The organism is Azospirillum sp. 11R-A, from assembly GCF_049472615.1.
GTDB classification, from domain to species: Bacteria; Pseudomonadota; Alphaproteobacteria; order Azospirillales; family Azospirillaceae; genus Azospirillum; species Azospirillum palustre.
In genome coordinates this window covers 62,482-79,890 of record NZ_JBCEBL010000014.1, presented here as the reverse complement: position 1 = coordinate 79,890, position 17,409 = coordinate 62,482, and the positions used below count along the sequence as shown (strand labels likewise).

Below are 17,409 nucleotides of genomic sequence, written 5' to 3'. Positions count from 1 at the left end.
GGCTTATCGTCAGGCCAGCAGCGACAGGGTAGGATCGGGCGGGGTGGGTGCGGCGTTTTCCAGGGCGCGGACGATGTCCGACGGCGCTCCGGTCAGCCTCAGCGGCTCCGCCCGGCCGGCGAAATACAGATCGGTGCCGCCGTCGCCCCCGGTGCGCAGGTAGGCGACGGCGATGGGGTTCACCAAAACGGTTTCCCCGGACGTATCGGTCAGTTCGACGAATGCCATTGCGTGTATCCTCTCTCGCGTCCGGGTAAAACGCTCTGCGATGGTGTATGTTTCCAACCCGGACGTTCAGTAGGGCGCCATGACCGGAAGGGAGTACCCCTTCGACCTCTTGAACGGAGCGGAACCGCGACAAACATGGGCGGTTCAGTTGATCGAAGCCGAACAGGCTTCGGAAACCGGACGGAACGGGCTATAAGCCCGCACCGTCATTCAAGGGAGCATGCCGTCTTGAAGGTGCTTGTCGTCGAGGACGATCCGCTGATCGGTCCGGCCGTGAAGGCCGTTCTGGAGAATGCGGGCTATACCGTGGTTGGACCGCTGCGCGACGCCGCCAAGGCTACGCGGGTCGGTGCCCGCGAATGTCCCGAACTGGCGCTGGTCGACGTCAATCTCGCCGGTGGGGAGAATGGCTTGGTCCTGGCCCGTCGCCTGTGGGAGGAGAATGGTATCCCGTCGCTGCTGATGACCGGCTTCGATCACCATGCCGCCGAAGCCCGCGCCTTCGCCATGGGCCTGCTGCGCAAGCCGGTGATGCCGGACGCGCTGGTCCAGGCCGTCGGCGCTGCCGGGGAAATCCTGGGCGGCCTGCGCCCGTCCTCCACGCCGGCCGCGCTGGAGATTTTCCACGGCTCCGCCGCCATGGCCGCCGGCCTGCCGAAGGCGCGCACGGCCTGACCGTTCGCTGTCGCCGAGATACGTGGAAACGCCCGCCCTTCGGCGGGCGTTTTCGTTTCGGCCGGCCGCGCGATCATTCCTGGCCGGGCTTGTTGGTGTGATGGCAAGCGGGGACGAACCGGACCCCACTGACAAGTTTCCGGCCCACCGCCATCCGGCGTTGACGGGCCGCCCAGCGAAAGGAATTCTCATGAAGAGCCTGATGATCGGCGCCGCCACCGCCCTGGCCCTGATGGTCGCCCCAGCCTTCGCAGAGAGCAGCGGTTCAATCTCCGGTAGCCCCGCCGCGAACAGCGCCGGATCAAGCACCAATTCCAACCAGACCAACCCACCCTGCACGTCGAACAACCAGCTCGGCTGCGGCAGCATGGGCGGCGTGGACAGCAAGAGCGGTGCCACCAGCGGTTCTTCGTCCAGCGGCTCTAGGATGGGCAGCGGGTCAATGACCGGTTCCGGCTCTTCCAGCTCGACCAATGGCACCGGCGGCAACAGCCTGGGCAACAGCGGCTCGATGGGCACCGGTTCCGACGGCCCGGTCGGCACCCAGCAGCCGTCAGGTTCCACGGGCGGTTCGATGGGTGGCGGTTCGTCCACCGGCACGGGCAGCACCGTCCGCTGATCCAGGCNGGYCSKSASMYSWSGRMGGRCAGCAGGGCCACCGGCAGGTCGGCGAACAGCGTCGCCGCCATCACTGCGTCGCCGCCCTCGACCTCCGCCCCCGTCAGGCGATTGCGCCAGCCGGTGCCGCGCGGCAGCGGGATGGCGGTGTTGCCCCAATCGGGCTTTTCGCCCAGCTGACCGACCAGCCGCTGTACCGCCACCACCACGGTTGCGTCACCGGTGCGGCGGGCATAGGCCACCACATGGTCGGCACGCTCGCCAGTCGCCTCCAGCGGCAGATACTCGCCGGTGCTGAAGACCTCCGGCATCTCGCCACGGACCGCCAGGGCCTGACGGGTCACCGCCAGCTTCACGGCACCGTCGGTCCAGCGCTCCAGCAGGCCGGCGACTGCGCCATGCTCCACGAGGCCCTCGACCTCCTCCAGCAGCGTGCGGCAGGCGTCATAGTCCACCGGCAGCCGGTTGTCCGGATCGACGAGGCTGAGGTTCCACAGCTCGCAGCCCTGATAGATGTCGGGCACGCCGGGGCTGGTCAGCTTCAGCAGGGCCTGGGCGAGGCCGTTGACCATGCCGATGCGGGCCAGGGACGCCTGGAAGGGCAGGAAGGACTCCAGGAAGGCATTCCGGCGGGTCACGTCGAGGGCATCGTGGATGAAGCTGACGACCGCCCCCTCATAGGCCTCGTTTGGCGCCGCCCAGGTCGAATGCACCTTGGCCTCGCGCATCGACTTGGTCATGGCGCCGACGATGCGCTCGGCGAAGGCCGTCATCGCCGGCTGTTCGATCCGGTCGACCGACGCGCCGGTCAGCTCCGCCGGCCAGGCGCCGAGCAGCAGCTGATAGAACAGATACTCGTCGTTGCGGTCGGGCGGGGCGGTGCCTTCCACATCGCCGCGGCGGGCGCGCAGCAGCCGGCTCCAGGTCTGGACCTGCCGCTCCCACTCCTCCGGCATCTCCGACAGGGCGTAGAGCCGGGCGCGGGTGTCCTCGCCGCGCTTGGTGTCGTGGGTGGTGCTGGCCAGCATGTTGCCCGGCCAGTTGCGGGCCCGGTCCTGGTTGGCGCGGTGGAAGGCGGAGACGCTGACCCCGAAATGGTCGGGATGGCCGCCGACCTCGTTCAGCGCCACCAGCCGGTTGTAGCGGTAGAAGGCGGTGTCCTCCAGCCCCTTGGCCATCACCGGCCCGCTGTATTGCTGGAAGCGCATGGCGAAGCGGGTGACCTGCCGGTGGCTGTAGCCGCTCTTGGGAGCCGCCACCAGATCGGTGGTCAGCAGGCGTTGCAGGAAATCATAGACCGAGCCGTCCGGCCCCTGTTCGACCCGCCGCGCCTGCGAGATCGCCCAGTCGATGTCGCGACGGTCCAGATCGCTCGGCACGCCGCCGTCGACATAGGTGCGATAGACGGGGAAGCGGGCGATGGTCTCCTTCAGCGCCTGATGCAGGATGTTGGCGGTGAAGTCGGCGGTGGCCGGGTTGGAGCGGGCGATGCGCGCCGCCTTGCGCGACAGCACGTTCAGCTCGCTCGCCATTTCGCTTTCCATGATGCGGATCTTGCACTGCCGCACCACCTCTTCGAAATTGTCGCGCCGTCCGATGAAGTCGCCATAGAGACGGGTGAAAGCCTCCTCCGCCTTGGGATCGACGAACAGGCCGCCCATCAGGTTGGCGTATTCATAGCCGGTGGTGCCGTCGATGGGCCAATCCTCGCGCAGCCGCTCATGCCGGGCCAGGATCTTCTCCACCACCAGATAGAAGGGCTTGGACGACGCGGCGACCAGCCGCTCGCAATAGCCCTTGGGGTCGATCAGCCCGTCGATGTGGTCGATGCGGATACCGTCGAGCGTGCCGTCCGCCACCATCCCCAGCACCATGCGGTGGGCGACGTCGAACAGCTCCGGCTCGTCCATGCGCAGGCCGGCCAGCTCGTTGATGTTGAAGAAGCGCCGGTAATTGATGTCGTCGGCCGCGACCTTGAAATAGGCGACGCGCCAGTTCTGGCGACCGATCAGCTCGTGCAGGTGGCCCCAGCTGTCGATCTCCCCCTGATAGCCCCGGAAGACGGACAGCCGTTGGGCAATCGCATCGGCCACGTCCGGCCGTGTCGCCACCAGCGTCGCCAATTCCGCCTTCTGAACGCCGGCCCGCGCGATCTGATGGGGCCGGGCGTAGGCAAGATGGGCGAATGCATCGCCGATGCGCTCCAGATCCGGGTGATCGCTGCCCAGGATGGTGCCGTAATCCTGCGGCCGTACCGGCAGCTTGTGGCTGTCATAGGCCCAGACGGCGAAGCTGCCGGTCTCCGGATCGAAACGCAGATCCAGCCCGCCCGACACCAGCACCGCGCCATACTGGTCGCCCAGGAAAGGCACCAGAAGCTTGCCCTGGAGATAGCGGTAGTCAGATTCCCATTCGATGTCGAAATACCCGGCATACGGGCTTTCCGGCCCCCATTCCAGCACGTTCAACCACCATTCATTGTCGGAGCCGCCGACCCCCATGTGGTTGGGAACGAAGTCCAGGATCTGGCCCAGCCCGTTGCGCTTCAGCGCCTCCACCAGATCGCGGAAGTCGTTCTGGTCGCCGACCTCCGGGTTCAGCTCATTGTGGTTGACGATGTCGTAGCCGTGGGTGCTGCCCGGCCGCGCCTTCATGTAGGGGGAGGCGTAGAGATGGCTGACGCCCAGGCGGGCGATGTAATCGGCGATGGCGGCGGTGCGGTCGAAACCGAACTCGCCATTCAGTTGGACCCGGTACGTCGCACGAGGGATGGGCTTGCCGGCGGCGGGGGCCATGGGTGTTTACTCCTCGGAATGGGAAGGGCGGAGTGGGAACCGATCAGGGACTTAAGCGCGGACGGGGGCGGAGGACGGACGCGCCGCCGCCAGGATGTCGGCGACCGCCGCCGGTTCCGGCGCGTCGGCCAGTTCCTCCAGCGTCATCGACAGCTTGCGGCGCCAGTTGGGGTATTGGTCGGTGGTGCCGGGCAGGTTGACCTGATCGCGCTCGCGCGTCAGGTCGTCCAGCTGCGCCACCGCCAGGGCGGCGCTGGTGCGGGCGAGGAAGGCGTGCACCGCATGGTCCAGCGCCTCGTCATAGGGGCTGTCCGGCGTGAGGCCGGCGGGAAGGGCGATCCCGGCGGCGCGCAGGGCATCGACCAGGGCGCCGCGGTCGGCCGACCGGCGGGTCTGCTGCTTCTCCTCCTCGTCGTCGGCCGGATAAAGACCCGTCTCGGCCTTCAGCGTGATGTCGTCGCCTTCCCACCAGCCGCGCAGCGTGGCGAGGTCGTGGCTGCCGACGGTGGCGAGCGCCAGTTCCGGATACTCGTCCGGCCCCTTGAAAGCGCCGTCTTCGGTCCATTCGAAGAAGACGACGCGGTAGCTCAGGACGCCGGCCTCGGTCATCCGCTCGCGGAAGCCTTCCGGCACGGTGCCGAGATCCTCGCCGACGACGAGACAGCGGTGACGCTGGCTTTCCAGCGCCAGGATGCCCAGCAGGTCCTCCATCGGATAGGCGACATAGGCGCCTTCGCCCGGCGGATGGCCGTCCGGGATCCAATAGACATGCTGGAGCGCCATCGCATGGTCGATGCGCAGCGCGCCGGCATGGCGCATGTTGGCGCGGACCAGATCGATGAAGGGCTGATATCCAGCCGCCCGCAGCGCCTGGGGATGGAAGGGCGGCAGCCCCCAATCCTGGCCGGCCGGGTTGAACAGGTCGGGCGGAGCGCCGACATGGGCGGCGTCGACCACCGCCTGCGGCGTCATCCAGGTCTCCGCCCCGCTGGCATCGGCCCCGACCGCAAGATCTCGGTAGAAGCCGATGGCCATGCCAAGGTCTGCGGCCCGCTCCGCCGCCAGACGCAGCTGGTCGTCCGCCAGCCATTGCAGCCAGGCGAAATAAGCGACGCGGTCGGAATTATCCTTGGCGAAGCGCTCAACCGCCGGGCCCGTCGCATCATGGAATTCCGCCGGCCACCGGTGCCAGTCCGCCTTGCCATCGGCGGCGAAGCATTCGCGCAGCGCCTGGAAGGTGGCGAAGCGCTCCAACCCGATGCCGCCCTCGGTCCGGAAGGCATCGAAGGCGGCGCGGCGGTCCGGCTTGGCCGAGGTCTGGAAACCGGCGAAGAGCTTTTCCAGCATCGGCAGCTTCAGTCCGGACACCGCCGTGTAATCGACGTTGGCCGTGGCGCGAGCGGCCTCCAGCGCCTGCCGGAACTCCGGCGAGGCGACTTCCTTCCGCAACTCCGCATCGTCGAGGAATTCCGCGACCGCGGTGACGTCGATGTAGAGCGGGTTCAGGAACAGCCGGCTGGCCGGGGAATAGGGGCTGGCATGTTCGGGATTGTCGAGGAACATGGCGTGCAGCGGGTTCAGCCCGATCACCGCCGCCCCGCGCGCCGCCGCGATGTCGGCCAGCGTCCGCAGGTCGCCGAAATCGCCGATGCCCCAGTCATGATCGCTGCGCAGGGTGTAGAGCTGCGCCGACAGGCCCCACAGCTTTTCCCCCACCAGCATCGGCGTCGGCAGATGGCAGCGGGCGGGCGCCAGGATCAGGCGGGTTTCCGCCGTGCCATGCTCCGTCTCCACCCGCAGCGTGTGGTAGCCGGCCTGGGCCAGTCGCCCCAGCGGCAGGCGGCGTTCGGCATAGGTCACGTCGCCGGCGGTGATGCAGCGGCAGCGCGGCAGGCTGCCGAAGCCGACGACGCCGCTCTGCGTCTGCCCGCTTTCCAGCGTCAGGGTGTAGCGCAGGGTGCGGGTGCCGTGGGGCAGGGTGACCGGCACGGTGACCGCCTCGCCCGCCCGGCGGACCACCGCCGGGGGCAGGGCGCGGCCATACTCCTCCTCGTCAAGCCGGTCGAGATGGGCGAGCGCGGCGGCCTCGTCCCCCGCCTCCACCCCCATCGCCGACAACAGGGCGCGGACGGTGTCCTCGCTGGCCGTCACGGTTTCCCCGGCGGCATTGTCGAAGGACCGCTCCACCCCCATGCGGTCGGCCAGCCGGTCGAGTGCGGAGGCTTCCTCCAGCCACAGCACCACCGACCAGGGACCGAGCGTGTCGCCGGTCAGCCCAGCCCCCTCCGTCCACAGCACGCGGCCCGACGCCTCGGGGAAGCCGGCGGCCGGGCTGTCGGCCAGATTGGCGAAGGCGTGCAGGCGGCTGCCGTCGCCCAGTTTCCAGCAGACGGTCAGGCCGGTCTTGCCGGCGACGCCGTGGCTCGACGCACCGCCGGGAACGCCGTCCAGCCGCGGCACGATCTCCGCCCGCCGCAGGGTCAGCGCCCGGCGATACCAGTCGAGCCAGCCGGCATGCTCCGGTGTCCCGCGGGCCTCCCAGTCCAGCTTGGCCGACTCCGCGGTTTCCGGCTCGGTGGGGTCGGGGATGCGGGCGCGGGCCTCGGGGTCCTGGAATTCGGGGAACTTGGCGAACTCCTCTGCCCGGCCCTTGCGCACCGCCTCGGCCAACTCCTCACCGAAGTCGCAGAAGAAGGGGAAAGGCTTGGCCGATGCCCATTCCTCGCCCATGAACAGCATGGGGATGCCGGGCCCCAGCAGATAGAGGATGGTGGCGGCGCGAACGGCCTCAGGCTTGGCGATGTGGGAGATGCGCTCGCCGAAGGCGCGGTTGCCGATCTGGTCGTGGTTCTGGATGAAGGTGACGAAGGCGGTCGGCGGCAGATGGGCCGACGGCTCCCCGCGCAGCTCGCCGTCGCGGTAGGCTGACGGTTCGCCCTGGAAGGCGAAGCCCTCCGCCAGGGTGCGGCCCCATTTGGCCGGATCGTGGGCGTAGTCGGCGTAGTAGCCGCCATCCTCGCCGGTCGCGGCGCTGTGCAGGCAGTGGTGCAGGTCGTCGTTCCACTGAGCGGAGTGCCAGCGCGGATCGCCCTCGCGGTGGCGGGTCAGGAAGCGCGCCTGATTGGCGTCGTTCTCCAGCACCAAATGGACATGGCGCTGGTTCTGGAAATGGCTGTGAACCCGCTCCGCCAGCTCTTCCAGGACATGACGGTCGCTGTCGTCGATGATGGCATGGACGGCGTCCAGCCGCAGCCCGTCGAGGTGGAATTCCTCCAGCCAATAAAGCGCGTTGTGGACGAAGAAATCGCGCACCGGCCCGCTGCGCTCGCCATCGACGTTGATCGCAGCCCCCCAGGGGGTCTTGTGCCGCTCGGTGAAGAAGCTGTTGGCGAAGGCGTGGAGGTAATTCCCCTCCGGCCCGAAATGGTTGTAGACAACGTCGAGGAAGACCATCAGCCCGCGGGCATGGGCCTCCTGCACCAGAACCTTCAGATCCTCCGGCCGGCCATAGGCGCTGTCGGGGGCGAAGGGCAGCACGCCGTCATAGCCCCAGTTGCGGGAGCCGGGGAAGTCGGCGACCGGCATCAGTTCGATGGCGGTGACGCCCAGCTCGACCAGATCGTCCAGCCGCTCGATGGCCGACAGGAAGGTGCCGCCGGGCGTGAAGGTGCCGACATGCAGCTCGTACAGCACCGTCTCGGGCCAGGGCCGGCCGGTCCAGGCGGTATCGGTCCAGGCATGGACGCCGGGGTCGATCACCTCGGACGAGCCATGCACGTCGTCCGGCTGGAAGCGGGAGGCCGGATCCGGCACCGCCAGCCCGTCCGGCAGGACGAAGCGGTAGCGGCTGCCGGCCTGCGCCCGCGCGGTGGTCAGGCTGAACCAGCCGTCGCCCTGATTCTCCATCGCCACCGGCTGCCCGCCATCGTCGAGCGACAGCAGGACGGACGCCACCGACGGCGCCCAGAGGGAGAAGCGGACGGAGCCGTCGGCCTGCACCTCCGCCCCGAAGGGCATGGAGTGGCTGCGGCGGCGCTCGTCCACCGGGGCGATGCGGTCACGGTCGCGGCTGGCGATCTCCGGACCGGCATCGGCGCGGATGATGGCGGTGACGCCGGCCAGCGGGATCGCCACCCAGCCCGGCCGGTTGGCCAGTTCGTAGCCGACCTCGTACAGCGCCTTCTCCAGCAGGAACAGCTTCAGCAGCGCCGGGGCCGCCTGGGCATCGCGCGGGAAGCCGGGGCAATCGCCGATGGCGCTGCGGTAGCCGTCGAGGAAGGCGGCCGATGCCGCTCCCTCCCACCAGGAGAGCCACGCCGTGCGGGCGTCGCGCGACGGGCCGTCGAGACCGGCCGGCATCGCGTCGCGCGCCATGGCGGCGGCATAGGCGATGGACCGCAGCATGCCGGCGACGTCGCGCAGGATACAGTGCTTGGCCCGCCGTTCGGCCAGCGGGCGCATCGGCTCGCCTTCGAAATCGACGATCTGCACGTCGCCGCGCGACACCAGCACCTGACCCAGGTGATAGTCGCCGTGCAGCCGCATGGCGCTGAGATCGGCGGTCGCCGGGATCAGCGCGTCGATCTGCGCCATCACCGCCGCCTCGCTGGCGGCAAGCGCGTTGGCCTGTGCCGAAATCGCCGGGTCCAGCGTCGGGCCGGCGGCGCGCAGCCGTTCCAGCACGCGCTTGGCCAGCGCGCGCACGCCGCCCGCCCACTCCGTCAGCCGCTCCGCCGTCGCCGGCTCCGGCGTGAAGGCGTCGCCGCCGCCGGGGGTGGCGAGCGCCCGGTGCAGTTCCGCCGTCCGCTGCCCCAGCAGGCGCAGGAAGGCGACGCTGTCGGCATCGCCGGCCTTGGCCGCGTCGCTGTCCTCGAAGCGGGCGACGCGGTCGTTCAGGTGGCCGGTGACATGGCCCCAGGCGTCCTTGGCCTCCGGCACCAGCTCCTGCATGACGCACAGCGTGGTGGAGCCGGAGCTGTTGGCCCGCTCGACCCAGCCCAGCAGGGCCGGCGTGTTGGGAAACTGCGCCACTTCGGTCAGGAAGCGGCTGACCTCCAGTTCGGGATGGATGCCCGGTTCCAGCTTGCGCAGGCCCTTCAGGATGGCGGTGTCACCGATGCGGATGGAGGTGTTGGACTGCTCCGCCGTCATCCGGTGCAGCGGGGCGTCGGCGCGCAGCCGGTCGGACAGCGCCTCGCAGGCGCGGGTGTGGCCGGCGGTCAGGCCCGCGGACAGCGCCGTTTCCCCCGGCACCGTGTCGCGCTTCAGGATGGCGCCCAGCAGTGCGCGGACCACGCCGTCATCGGCGTAGCCGTCGCGCAGCCGGCCGGGGATCTGCAAATCCTTGGAACCGGCGATGGCCGATGCATCCTCGCCAGTGCCGCGGTCGAGGATCAGGGGAAGCTGGTAGAGCTGAGGGTCACGCCCCGGCGGTTCGACCCGCAGCAGGCAGAGCTGGGCCTGCGCCCCGCCGGCCAGCGGCAGCGGCAGGGCATCGACGATGCGCACGACCGGCCGTCCGGCGTCCTTCGCCGCATACCAGCGGCGGGTCAGCAGATGGTCCGGCAGCAGATCGTCCTGGAGGCGGGCCAGGATCTCGCTTTCCAGCGGGTTCGCCAGCACGGTCGGCTGGGCATGTGGCTGCGGCGCAGTGGGCACGAGGGCTCCTCCCCTGTTGAGCGCTGGGTGGCACGTCGCTCAAACAGCACGGAGGGGCAGCACGGAGGGAAGGAGTTCCCGCACCCGCGAAACCGCTTCGATGAACGACCGCGCCCTTCTCCCAAAAGAGTGGTCAGACGGTACGCGGGTGGTGCGGCAGATGGGCGATGCGGCCGATCCGCTCGGCCACTTGAAGGGCCTCGACCACGTCGTCCAGACGACCGTCGCGCATCAGGTTGTGCGCGTGGGTGTTCAGCGCGGCGACGACGGCCCGTTCATCGGACACCCCGCGGGCCGGCTGACCGTCCGGGTCCAGCACGGTGGCGCCCAGCGCCGCCATGGCCTCCGCGGTCAGGTTCACGGCCTCCGACAGGGCCTCTTCGTCGTCATCCGCGGCGGTCAGGATCGGTTCCAGAAGCTCCGCAAGGAGACGGGGGGTCATGGTGCTAATCCTCGGTGACATTCTCAGGCCGTCCCCTTCGACGTCGGTGCTGCACGGTCTATCGGTACAACAGCCGGAACGAAGGAAAGGTCCGTGCGGCCGCGCCACCCGCGGCGCCGGCCGGACGGGTAGAGACGGCACATGGGAACCGGCGGAACCACTGGCAAGCTTGGGCGTTCGTCAACTGCCCCGATGGGAGAGTTGCAGGACGGGACGGCCAGCCCCTCGGCCGGCCGTTCCGTCAGGTCGGGGAGACCGAGAACCAGTCGGCCGAGACCTGCCACTGCTTCACGGCATCGAGCGAGAGCGTGAAGCCGTTGCCGGTAACCCCCGGTGCCGAAAGCCCGAGTTCACCGTTGATGAAGCTGGCCACCACGCCCATTCCGTCCGCACGGTCAGTGAAGCGCGCCATGATGTCGGAAAGGCTGAGCGAGGTGTGGCGGAAGCTCAGCACATCGACGCCCGGCTGGAAGTCCGTGACCGTCGTCACCGACATGCCCGACCACAGGACATAGGAGCTGCCGCCGGGGCCCGGATAGGAGGTCCAGGCCCTCGGATCCTGCCAGAGACGGTTAGGCGGAGAGCCGAGATCGACGAGAAAGGTGTCGGAACCGCCGCCGCCGGTCAGGCGGTCGTTGCCGGTCCAGGCCACCAGCGTGTCGTCGCCGTCACCGCCGCTCAGCGTGTCGTTGGCCGACGCCACCCATGTGTAGAAGCGCGCGTCGTTGTATCCGACCGCCAGCAGATAATCGTCGCCGGCGCCACCCTCCACGACCGCACCGCCGCCACTGCCGAAACCGCCGTTCAGCGTGTCGTTGCCGGCGCCGCCCAGAAGTTGGATTGGGGTGTTGGTGCTGGCGGCGGAAATCCAGTCGTCAGCAGCGCTTCCCGCAATGGTTGGAACCGACGGATCGGCGATCGGATTGATGAACACCCGCATCCGTTCGACGTTGGCCGGCATGGAATAGGTGTAATAGCCGCTGATGCCGTCCTCGATCAGGACAAGCTCGTCGGTGCCCGCATCGGTCGCTTCGGTCACCAGCACGCCGGCGGAATGGACGTAGTAGGTGTCGTTGCCGCTTCCGCCATTCAGGGTGTCGTTCTGCGCACCGTACAGCGTGTCGTCGCCGGTTTCGCCGAACAGCCGGTCGCTGCAGTCGCTGTAGCCAGTGTGGCCGCCGACCATCGTGCTGGTGGAAATGGTGTATCCGTCGATCCCGTCGAGTATGTCATCGCCGGATCCGCCATTCAGAATCCGGACATGGCCGGGCGCTCCGTCGAAGGCGATCCAATGGTCGTCGCCATTCAGCGCAGCCATGTCGTTCGGCATGCGGCCTTCGCGCCTGCCGAAGGCGTCGTAATGGGTGCGGGCGGTCATCCAGCCGGCATTCACCGCATCGCGGACGTCCGGATAGGCCTGGAGATACCACGTCTCGTCGAAAGCGCCCGACGGGGCAGGGGGAAGCGGCGGAGTGGGCCTCGCATAGAAAGCCACCCCCTCGTAGCGATAGCTCGACAGGCTTGCCATCACCCCGTCCCGCTCGCTTTCGGAGGCGGTGAAGAAATGACTGCCGGTCGCCGTGTCGAGGAAGCGGTAGACGGGCTGAGAGAATTGATAGTCCGGGGTCGCGGAGACGAGGAAGGCCTGCGGGTCCTCCAGGCGGTAATGGTCCGCCATGTTCTGGAGGATGTAGTCCCGCTCGGTGACGCTGGCGGTGTAGAAATGCTCTCCGGTGTCCAGCCTGACGAAGCGGGCCACCGACACCGGGTTGCTGGCGCCGCCACCCTGCAGGAAGGCGACGCCTTCATAGCTCATGTCGGCCATTCCGGCGATGATGCCGTCCCGCTCGGCCGCGCTCGCCGTGTAGAAATGCTCTCCCGTCCTGCGATTGAAGAAACGGAAGGCTTTTGAAGTCACCCCGTCCATCGCCGCATCCGCGATTGCCGCCGATCAACCCCTGGTAGGGTGCCGCAATAACCCTTCGGGGACAATGACCATTCCGTTCGCCGAACGGGGTGTAAAATGTCGCATGCCCTCAGTCGAGGAAGTCGTCGCGACTCAGCCCATAGCGCTTGAGCTTGTCGTAGAAGGTCTTGCGCGGAATGTTCAGCGCCTCGATGGCGGCCTTCACGCTGCCGCGGTGGCGGGCAAGCTCGGCCTGGATCAACCCCTTCTCGTACAGATCGACCTGCTCGGCCAGCGACAGGGCGGAGGGTGCCGTGACCGGCGCCGGCACCACATCCTCCAGCCCCAGAACGAAGCGGTCGGCCGCGTTGCGCAGCTCGCGGACATTGCCCGGCCAGTCCTGCCCCATCAGGCGCTGCATCTGGTCACGGCTGGGCACCCGCGGCTCGCGGTTGTAGCGGGCCGCGGCCTGGGCGACAAAATGCTGGAACAGCAGCGGGATGTCGTCGCGCCGCTCGCGCAGCGGTGGAATGGTCAGCACCACCACATTCAGACGGTAATAGAGGTCGGCCCGGAACTTCCCGGCATCCGCCGCCTGCCGCAGGTCGGACTTGGTGGCGGCGACCACCCGCAGGTCGACGGGCACCTGCTCGTTCGATCCCAGCGGTTCGACCACCCGCTCCTGGATCACCCGCAGCAGCTTGACCTGCAAGGCCAGCGGCATGCTCTCGATCTCGTCCAGGAACAGGGTGCCGCCGCCGGCATGCTCGATCCGGCCGACCCGGCGCTTGGCGGCACCGGTGAAGGCGCCGGCCTCATGGCCGAACAGCTCGCTTTCGAAGATCGACTCCGGCATGGCGCCGCAGTTCAGCGCGACGAAGGGGTTCTTGCGGCGGCCGCTGGCGGCGTGCAGCGCGCGGGCGACCATTTCCTTGCCGGTGCCGGTCTCGCCGAACACCAGAACGTCGGCATCGGTGTCGGCGACCGCGGCGATGGTGGTGCGCAGCCGCTCGATACCCGGCGTGCGGCCGACGATGCTCTCCGCCGGATCGACACCCCCGGCGATCTGCGCCCGCAGCCGGCGGTTCTCCATCACCAGCCGGCGCTTCTCCACCGCGCGTCGCGCCACCTCGGTCAGCCGGTCGGACGGGAAGGGCTTCTCCAGGAAATCGTAGGCGCCGTTGCGCATCGCCTCCACCGCCATCGGCACGTCGCCATGGCCGGTGATCAGGATGACCGGCAGGTCGGGATCGATCTCCTGTACCCGCGCCAGCAGGGCCAGCCCATCCATCTGCGGCATGCGCACGTCGGTGACGAGGCAGCCCGGCCAGTTGCGGCCGATATGGCGCAAGGCCCGCTCCGCCCCGTCGCAGGCCGTCACCTCGAATCCCGCCAGTTCCAGCGCCTGCTGCCCGGCCAACCGCACCGCGCGCTCGTCATCGACGAAGATCACGCTGCCGGCGGCCTCTGGGCCGGCGACCTCGGGAATGGACCGGCTCATTGATTCTGCTCCTTGGCGGACGGCTCCGTGGTGGTGAGACGCAGGGTGAAGACGGCGCCATGGCCGGGCTTCCCGTTGCGGTTGGCGGCGGTCAGGCTGCCGCCGAAATCCTCGACGATGCCATGGCTGATCGACAGGCCGAGCCCCAGCCCCTCGCCGGCTTCCTTGGTGGTGAAGAAGGGGACGAACAGGCGGGGCAGGTCGGCCTCGGCGACGCCGCTGCCGGTGTCGGCGACGCTCAGCAGGGCTTCGCCCTCAGCCGCGACCAGCCCGATGCGCAGGCGGCGCACCGGACAGCCGCGCATGGCGTCGGCGGCGTTGCCGATCAGATTGACCAGCACCTGCTGGAGCCGCACATCCTCCGCCACCACCCGGACCGGCTGGTCGGGCAGATCGGCCTCGACGGTGATGTCCTCGCGCCGCAGCTTGGCCTCCAGCAGGGCCAGCGCCTGGGTCACCGCGCCCTGCACCGACACCGGCCCCAGCGTGCCGGAGGCGCGGCGGGCGAAGCCCTTCAGCTGGCGGGTGATGGCGGCCATGCGGTCGGTCAGCTCGGCGATCTCCGCCAGATTGTCGCGCACCGAGTCCAGCCGCCCGCGCTCCAGCAGCACCACCGCGTTGTCGGCGAAGCTGCGCATGGCCGCCAGTGGCTGGTTGATCTCATGGGCGATGCCGGCCGACATCTGGCCCAGCGCCGCCAGCTTGGCCGCCTGGGTCAGCTCGTTCTCCGCCGCGCGCAAGTCGGCGGTGGCGGCGGCGACCCGGCGCTCCAGCTCTGCCCGCGACTCCTCCTGCAGGGCGATCCGCTCCACCAGGGCCACCCGGCGCAGCGCCACGGCATAAGCGGCGAGCGCCGCCATCGCCACCGCCGCCGCGGCAAGAAGCCCGGCGACCCAGGCATGAGCGGTCACCGGATCCAGGCTGGTCAGGCTGTGCAGGGTCCAGTCGCCGCCGGGCATGGCGACGGAGGTCAGCAGATAGCGCTTCTGCCCGTCCTTCTCCTCCAGGGCGATGCGGTCGGACGCGCCGCCGAAGGCCCAGGGCAGCACGTCCAGCCCTTCGCTGGTGCCTTCGGGGATGATCGGCAGGCTGATCGGCAGGCGGCGGGGCAGGGCGTGATAGCGCCAGGACGGCACGTTGGTGATGAACACCACCCCGTCGCGGTCGGTCACCAGCAGCCTCTCCTGGCCCGGCGTCCAGGCCGCTTCCAGCCGGTCGAAGCCCAGCTTCAGCACCACCGCCCCCACTGTGCGGTTTTCCGCCACCACCCGGTTCGCGGTGTAGAAGCCCGGCACCAGGGAGGTTGTGCCCAGCGCGAAATGGTGCCCTTCGCCCTGGTCCATCGCCATGCGGAAATAGGGCCGGTAGGAGAAATTCTCGCCCACGAAGCTGGCCGGACTGTTCCAGTTGCTGGCCGCCACCGTCGTTCCCTTGGTGTCCATCACGTAAAGCGCCAGCGCATCCAGCGCGCGGGCGATGTCCTGCAGCTTGCGGTTCAGCCGGTCGACGGCATCCGGCGTCGGGTTGGCCAGCAGGGCGCGCACCTCCGCATCCTGCGCCAGGGCGAGCGGTACGGCGGCATGCCGTTCCAGCTCCGCCCGCAGGTTGGCGTTGTAGAGCGCCAGCTGCGCCCGGGCGCTCTCCCGCAGATCCTCCTGCGCCAGCGACGACGCCCAGCCCGCCGCAAGCCCGGCCGCCACCGGCACGCCCAGCAGCAGAGCGGCCAGCAGCAGCCGGCGCGGCCGTTCCAGCGCCCGTGCCACCAGCTGCGCCGCCGGCGAGAGCGTCACAGCCGGGGCGGGAGGGGTGGTTGAATCTGTCGCCTGTTCGCCCGGATGGATAAGCAACGCCGCCCCTGGTCATGCTGCGCCGCAACAATGATGCCGCAGCGCTGTGAAGTGTGTGGATTTTCGCACATCGCCGGACCCTGTGTCGTGCGGATTCTCGCCCTCGCCATTTCGCCAAATGCTTGATGTTGCTGGATTCAGCAATTGGCCCACCGCTTGCTTTCATAGGCAATCAGTTGGGGGCCGCCCGCCCAGCCGGCGCCGAATGCCGGACGAAAGAACGGGCACCCCGCCAGGAACGCCGTTCTGAGGAACGCCACGAGGAGAGAGCAGCATGAGCGCAGACGCGACCGCCAGCCACCGGGGTGCAATGAACCAGGGCACGGTGAAGAAGCCCTTCTACACCAACCTGACCTTCCAGGTTCTGACCGCCATCAGCATCGGCATCCTGCTGGGGCACTTCTACCCGTCCATCGCGGTGGAGATGAAGCCGCTGGGCGACCTGTTCATCAAGATGGTCAAGATGGTCATCGGCCCGATCGTCTTCCTGACGGTGGTGACCGGCATCTCCTCCATCGGCAACCTGAAGAAGGTCGGCAAGGTCGGCGGCAAGGCCCTGCTGTATTTCGAGGTGGTGACCACCTTCGCCCTCGGCATCGGCCTGATCGTCGTCAACCTCGTCCGCCCCGGCGCCGGCATGAACATCGTCCCCGGCCAGCTGAAGGCCGACGCGGTGCAGAAATACGCGACTTCCGCCAAGGAACACGGCTTCATGGACTTCGTCGTCGGCATCGTGCCGGACAACGTCGTCGGCGCCTTCGTCCAGGGCGACATGCTGCAGATCCTGTTCTTCGCGGTGGTGTTCGGTGTCGCGCTGTCCGCCATGGGCCAGAAGGGCAAGGTCGTCGAGGACATCTTCGACAAGATCAGCCATGCGCTGTTCGGCGTGATCGGCATCCTGATGCGCGTCGCCCCGGTCGGTGCCTTCGGCGCGATGTCCTTCACCATCGGCAAGTACGGCATCTCGTCGCTGACCGCTCTCGGCCAGCTGATGGCGTCGGTCTACCTCACCATGGCGATCTTCATCTTCGTCGTGCTGGGCAGCATCGCCAAGGCCTACGGCTTCAGCATCTGGAACTTCATCCGCTACATCCGCCAGGAACTGCTGATCGTTCTCGGCACCTCGTCCTCCGAATCCGTGCTGCCGCGGATGATGGAGAAGATGCAGAAGTTCGGCTGCTCCAAGCATGTCGTCGGCCTCGTCATCCCGACCGGCTACTCCTTCAACCTGGACGGCACCTCGATCTACCTGTCGATGGCCGCGATCTTCATCGCCCAGGCCTTCAACGTCGACCTGACGATCTGGCAGCAGCTCTACATCCTGGTCATCCTGATGCTGACCTCCAAGGGTGCGGCGGCGGTCACCGGCGGCGGCTTCGTGACCCTGGCCGCCACCCTGTCGGCCACCGGCGTCCTGCCGATCGAAGGTCTGGCGCTGCTGCTGGGCGTCGACCGCTTCATGTCGGAAGCCCGTGCGCTGACCAACCTGATCGGCAACGGTGTCGCCACCGTCGTCGTCGCCAAGATGGAAGGCGAGTTCGACGAGAGCAAGGCGGTCGCCGAATACCAGCAGCACTTCAAGGAGCCGGCTCTGGCCCGTCTGTGAGCACCTGCACAAGACGCGCGGTAAGCATGCGCGGGCCGGTTTTGGAAATTCCAAAGATGATCCATCCGGCCCGGCAAAGGTTCCTGTAAGATCAGGGGGACGCTTCGATTTGGTTCGAATCGTCCCCTTCTGT

The 17,409-nt window shown here is 68.4% G+C and carries 8 protein-coding genes and 1 pseudogene; 2 read left to right on the top strand and 7 right to left on the bottom strand.

What is annotated here, in order from left to right:
• Nucleotides 1-9 precede the first annotated feature (9 nt).
• A complete protein-coding gene (locus tag VH569_RS19370; protein WP_423317097.1) occupies nt 10-228 on the bottom strand; it encodes a hypothetical protein in 219 nt (72 codons plus the stop codon).
• Between the two features lie 234 nt (nt 229-462).
• Here VH569_RS19370 and VH569_RS19365 point away from each other — a divergent pair, with 234 nt between their 5' ends.
• Nucleotides 463-903, top strand: a complete 441-nt coding sequence (locus tag VH569_RS19365) for a response regulator (RefSeq protein ID WP_244592578.1) — start codon at nt 463-465, stop codon at nt 901-903.
• A 422-nt stretch (nt 904-1,325) separates the two neighbouring features.
• Here VH569_RS19365 and treY read toward each other — a convergent pair.
• The 6 genes and pseudogenes from treY to VH569_RS19335 all read right to left on the bottom strand — a co-directional run bounded on the left by treY (nt 1,326) and on the right by VH569_RS19335 (nt 15,613).
• Nucleotides 1,326-4,316, bottom strand: a pseudogene (gene treY / locus VH569_RS19360) (malto-oligosyltrehalose synthase).
• A 51-nt stretch (nt 4,317-4,367) separates the two neighbouring features.
• Complete coding sequence (gene treZ / locus VH569_RS19355) at nt 4,368-9,974, bottom strand: malto-oligosyltrehalose trehalohydrolase (RefSeq protein ID WP_423317096.1); 5,607 nt, start codon at nt 9,972-9,974, stop codon at nt 4,368-4,370.
• Nucleotides 9,975-10,107: 133 nt separating this feature from the next.
• A complete protein-coding gene (locus VH569_RS19350) occupies nt 10,108-10,416 on the bottom strand; it encodes a hypothetical protein (RefSeq protein WP_098737678.1) in 309 nt (102 codons plus the stop codon).
• A 241-nt stretch (nt 10,417-10,657) separates the two neighbouring features.
• On the bottom strand, nt 10,658-12,343 hold the full coding sequence (locus VH569_RS19345; protein WP_423317095.1) for a hypothetical protein: 1,686 nt from the start codon (nt 12,341-12,343) through the stop codon (nt 10,658-10,660).
• A 109-nt stretch (nt 12,344-12,452) separates the two neighbouring features.
• On the bottom strand, nt 12,453-13,823 hold the full coding sequence (locus VH569_RS19340) for a sigma-54-dependent transcriptional regulator (RefSeq protein WP_423317093.1): 1,371 nt from the start codon (nt 13,821-13,823) through the stop codon (nt 12,453-12,455).
• Nucleotides 13,820-15,613, bottom strand: a complete 1,794-nt coding sequence (locus VH569_RS19335) for an ATP-binding protein (protein WP_423317091.1) — start codon at nt 15,611-15,613, stop codon at nt 13,820-13,822. Before VH569_RS19335 ends, VH569_RS19340 begins: the two co-directional genes overlap by 4 nt.
• A gap of 331 nt (nt 15,614-15,944) precedes the next feature.
• On the opposite strand from VH569_RS19335, the gene VH569_RS19330 reads away from it, so the two are divergent.
• Nucleotides 15,945-17,276, top strand: a complete 1,332-nt coding sequence (locus VH569_RS19330) for a dicarboxylate/amino acid:cation symporter (RefSeq protein WP_423317089.1) — start codon at nt 15,945-15,947, stop codon at nt 17,274-17,276.
• Nucleotides 17,277-17,409: the final 133 nt, after the last annotated feature.